The 4,667-nt window shown below is 38.7% G+C and carries 4 protein-coding genes; 2 read left to right on the top strand and 2 right to left on the bottom strand.

What is annotated here, in order from left to right; all coding sequences use genetic code 11:
• The first annotated feature begins 135 nt into the window (after positions 1 to 135).
• The gene (locus tag HMPREF9420_RS14275; protein WP_007135620.1) at positions 136 to 297 is read left to right on the top strand and encodes a hypothetical protein; all 162 of its coding nucleotides are present in this window, start codon (positions 136 to 138) and stop codon (positions 295 to 297) included.
• 25 nt (positions 298 to 322) lie between these two features.
• Positions 323 to 1,918 (top strand): fimbrillin family protein, encoded by a 1,596-nt coding sequence (locus HMPREF9420_RS10355; RefSeq protein ID WP_007135619.1) that lies wholly within the window; start codon positions 323 to 325, stop codon positions 1,916 to 1,918.
• A 700-nt stretch (positions 1,919 to 2,618) separates the two neighbouring features.
• Here the strand turns inward: HMPREF9420_RS10355 and HMPREF9420_RS10350 are convergent.
• Both HMPREF9420_RS10350 and HMPREF9420_RS10345 read right to left on the bottom strand, forming a co-directional pair.
• Positions 2,619 to 3,644 (bottom strand): hypothetical protein, encoded by a 1,026-nt coding sequence (locus HMPREF9420_RS10350; RefSeq protein ID WP_007135617.1) that lies wholly within the window; start codon positions 3,642 to 3,644, stop codon positions 2,619 to 2,621.
• Between the two features lie 146 nt (positions 3,645 to 3,790).
• Positions 3,791 to 4,516: a hypothetical protein gene (locus HMPREF9420_RS10345; RefSeq protein ID WP_007135616.1), complete on the bottom strand. Its 726-nt coding sequence runs from the start codon at positions 4,514 to 4,516 to the stop codon at positions 3,791 to 3,793.
• Positions 4,517 to 4,667: the final 151 nt, after the last annotated feature.

Below are 4,667 nucleotides of genomic sequence, written 5' to 3'. Positions count from 1 at the left end.
GGGGTAAACTTGTTTATCTAAAAAGTATAAATACTTTTGCCCTACTAATTCGATGACATCTATCAATAAATAATGTGATTTACAGAGATGCCGCATGTAGATTAGAGAGGATATAATCATATAAAAAAAACAGATATGCAAAGAAAAAATTATGTAAAAAAGGAATACTGTTGCCCCGAGCTTTCAGTTATTCCTGTATCGGCAGAACCAATCATGGGGACAAACTCACCCTTTGAGTCTGATCACAAAAAGGCAGATGATGACAACACTAACAGGTTTGATGTTGAACCAGATTAACCCAAAATAATTATCAATAAGAATTATGAAGATTAACAAGTTCACAAGTTTGTTTGCTACATGCTTGCTTATGGGGCTGACGGCTTGTTCTAATGACAATGTAAGTGACGCGGATTATAGCAATAGTGCTAAGGATAAGGATTTAACAGGTAAGACTTCTTTCTCTATTACTTCGGAGGCTAAGACACGTACCTCAGGCGTTTATAATTCAGGGGTAGATTTCTACTGGACTCCAAACGACAATATTTGGGTAAAAAGTGGCTCTACAACATCTCCTACACTAACAGCAAGTAGTTCCAACAATATTACATCAACAACAACTTCTGCAAAGTTCTATTTCGATGGAACTTATACGGCAGCGAGCTATCCTGTTAGATACACAGGGAACGCAAGCACTTCAGGTAACACTGTTACAATAGCAACAAGTCAGAATCAGGACGAAGCCAACAATGCAACTCAGTTAGGAACTGTTGGAGACTGCGGTGTCGGTACTGCAACACGCCAAACAGATGGATCCTATAAGTTTACTCTCAGTCATAAGGCTTCGTACATAACATTTATGCCATACTACTCAAAAGAGCCGTTGGATGCTTCTGCTGTAGTAACAAAAATCAAAGTTGAAGCGGCTAATGGTAAAAAGCTTGCTGGAACGTTCAATTTTAGCGACAGCGGTTTAGGAGCTGCAAATAGTTCTTCTGACAGCGTAACCTTGACTTTGAACGGAACAAGTTCAAAAACTGGTTTCCCTATTCCTACTACCGCTACAGCATCTAAGAATGCAGCCATAATGGTTGTAGCTCCAGGAACTTACTCAACCTTTAAGGTTACTTATACTCTATATGATTCCGTAACTGGTACAAATAGCACTATTTCATATACATATAGTGATATAAATTGTACTGCTGGAAAGAATCAGGTAATCAAGACTGACCTTGGCATGGCGACATATACTTCTCGCAAGACCAATTATTACATGTGGGATGCAAAGAGCAATTATTGGAATGGGTATGAGAGCAGTCAGCCTTTACTCAATAACGCTGTAAATACAAACTATGCAACATCATCAGCGGACACAAGATGGTACAATACTGCATTCACGGATAAGGTCCAGACAAAGGCTATAAACTCATGCAAGGATGAGCCGACCTTCGAAGCACTTACATGGTATATTGGGGCAGGATCTCCACAGTTGGATAACAAAACTTTATGGGTATTTGCAAACCATCTTTATGTAGGAGGCATCTGGCTAAAGAAACAGAGCAAAATTTCACAATTTAGTTCTGAGGAAAACTATTCAGGTACAAATACGTGGATTTCAGGTAAAGATATTAAATTTACTGTAGCAATCTCTGGCAAACCAGAATTATCAGTAAGAAGTGATTATTTCTATCTTCCAGCACTTGGACAATATAGTGATGGGAAATTAACCGGTTTAGGAGAAAAAGGCTATTACTGGGCAAGTACACCAAATCCAGTTAACGATGGTCCCAGAAGTGCACCTTATGGTAAAGTCATATCAGCCAACTGTCTTCGCTTTGGGATAGATACGCGATTAAATAATGTCTATGTACGTAATTACTATGAACGTCATGTAGGCATGCAGGTACAGGCATTTGAATAGGTTCCCACAATAATGTAAGTAAAAGAGAGGCTGGAAACAATACCAAGCCTCTCTTTTTTCATCTGGAACCTTTACTGAATAAGAATGTAGAGAACACATTTATAAAGAGAGTATAATATAAAAATAGTTCTCATTGTGGCTCTCCCGTTAAATACGTAGATTGGAAAAAGAACAAAGGCTTATACACTTGTAAGGTATGACTGTCCAAAATCGGACGGTCTCACATAAAGGGATAAAGCACAAGATAAGAATGCAGAAAAGGCAATATTTACCATGTCCTTCCGTCTTCTACAAACAACTTATTCCCATATCACTCAACATTTGTAAACTATTTTCATACAATTCAAAACCAATACATGGTCTTCTGGCTTTGAAAAGACGCCCAATTGACTTGCAATAGATGCCCTTTTGAGGTCTTATTAACGCCCTTTTAGAGTCCAATTAAGCACCTTTCCTTTTACGACTCCATAACGGGTTGATTTCCTGTTGGTTGCAGACTCTCTTTTTTCTATCTTTTTTCCCACTTTATTTTAGGTCTTTTTCCGAAATTATGTCATGATTTTTCAGACTATTGTCTGTGTTGGTAGATTCAAGTACCAAGTGCAAATTTAATCAATCTTTTTGTTAAAAGCCAATATTAGAGATTTGGGTTTAAGTTACTCCGAAGATACATAAGGTCGTCTTTATACAATCCTCCGTTTTACTCCAATCTATAGAAGTCACCATCATCATTGATACGATAAACATCTATGGAGGTTTTCTTACCCTCTACAGTTCGCACATAGATTGTACCATCCGTAAAGATAGCGAAGTCTTCCTTTAAGTCGCTATATGAGCTGAAGGCAGCTAGGTTGATACTGTTCTCTTCGTCTATCATTCCATTCTTGTAGGTATATATAATGAACTCATCGTCATCGTTGATGTTATAGGCAACAAAGATGGGGAAGGACTTATAGTTAGGTAGTTTCACGAAATAGAAGCCTCCACTGCTGTTTGCCAGGGATACTCTATCCCCCCAATATGATTTCAGCTCTCCTTTATAGGGACGAATATTATATTCGTGGGCACGCTTGCTGCTCATCTCCTTTTTTACATCCTTATACATGTCAGCTTGCGTGTATTCCAGCTTTGCATCAAGGGAAGGCAGTCCCTGCCCGGATCTTCTTACGTGTTTGAAAACACCAGCAATGTTATTATGATACAGCACAAGGTAGTCACCAGTGTAAATATACTCCAGCATATCGCTGTATATCTCGTTTGCTGAAGACTCTACAATCAGAACAGGAACCGACTTGGATACATTGATGCCACGAAGAGCAAAGTAGTCCTTCATATAGGCGTAGTAAGGTGCATCCCGTTCGTACATAGACGAATCGCTGTCAGAACGGCTAACCTTGATTTTCTTTCCATTCAGATAAAGGATAGAGTCGCCAATTATCCGTATCTTCATGTTCTGAAGTTCCTCCAAGCCATTCTCGTTTCCCGTGACGGAATAATCATGGTAGGACACAAGTTCCCAACTGTCTTTCAGTTGGTAATTCTTTGCGGCATACGTGCGATGGATAGCATTCCATTCTGCCGCTGTCTTGTCGCTGACAGGCTGCACCAAGGAGCCTGTAGCTCCTTTATGCATCTTTGGCAAAGGACGCCCTGTCTTTCTCTGTGCTTCAGAGTGCACTATGAAAAACAACAAGGCAATTAGTATCAGTACTACCTTCCTTTTCATATCTTGACATTTATCTATGCTATGAACAGCTGTTTACAGGATGAATTAGCTACGATTCTGAACATTCAATGCCCCCCTTCCGGCAATATAGAATGTTGATACATATACGATGTCTTCATAACGTCAAAAGATAGCATAATATTATGCTACTCACCATACATACGATGACTTTCTATCTCAACTCCTTCCTGATACCGGTCATATTGAATTTGTATTATCTTATCGAAGTCCTTTAGGTGGAAGTAATTATTCTTCTTGATGTATGAAATAAAGTCTTTCTGATAGTACAGTCTATATCCAAAAGCTTGAATATCACAAGGTGTCCCTATACATTTCTCATACATCAGACCATAATAATATCCGATGTATGCACCGGCTTTATATTTTTCTTTCTTCGTGAGACCATCAACCTCTGGTTCATTTTCTAAATCTAACAGATATGATAAATATTGATCCAACATACAGTAATACAGATTCTTTCTGTCAGCATGTTTCAACATATACTGCAGCAGTCCTTGATGAATGAGAAGTCGCCCATCCGCAGCTTTTGAAACAAAGAGTTGCTTGTAATCTTTCCCTATAGGGAGTTCTCCTTCCTCTTTCACTTCATCTATCATCATCTTGTTAATAATATCAGACTTGTCATAGCCGTATTTCAGGAATAACTCATGAAGGAAATCCCTGTCATTATTCATAAGCCAAGTGAGTGCTGCCTTGCTGTCGTGGAAGATGAACTGGTTGACATAAAAAATACTCTTCTCTAATGAGTAAGTAATTCTGCCTTTCTTAAAGACACTGTCTGGAACCTCGTCCTCATAAAGGTAGCCTTTAAGCTCAACGACGTTGCCAATCACAGGAGCATATAGCAGCAAGTTATCTTTTGGGATGAATATTGTATTAACCTGAACTCGGGTTAAGTATCATACCACTCTTCCGTTTGGTTTAGTACAACGCCTCTTTAGGCTCAATCTTTTGATTGGGCCTAAAGATAATAATGAAACAGATTACTTTAGAATAATGTGG

This window comes from Segatella salivae DSM 15606 (genome assembly GCF_000185845.1).
Classification (GTDB): Bacteria; Bacteroidota; Bacteroidia; order Bacteroidales; family Bacteroidaceae; genus Prevotella; species Prevotella salivae.
Note: the sequence above shows the minus strand (reverse complement) of the source record. Positions and strands in the feature narration are given on the sequence as shown.

Excerpts from the sequence above, each read along its gene's own strand:
- HMPREF9420_RS14275 (WP_007135620.1), top strand. The coding sequence starts at position 136 with ATGCAAAGAAAAAATTATGTAAAAAAGGAATACTGTTGCCCCGAGCTT.
- HMPREF9420_RS10355 (WP_007135619.1), top strand. The coding sequence starts at position 323 with ATGAAGATTAACAAGTTCACAAGTTTGTTTGCTACATGCTTGCTTATG.
- HMPREF9420_RS10350 (WP_007135617.1), bottom strand. The coding sequence starts at position 3,644 with ATGAAAAGGAAGGTAGTACTGATACTAATTGCCTTGTTGTTTTTCATA.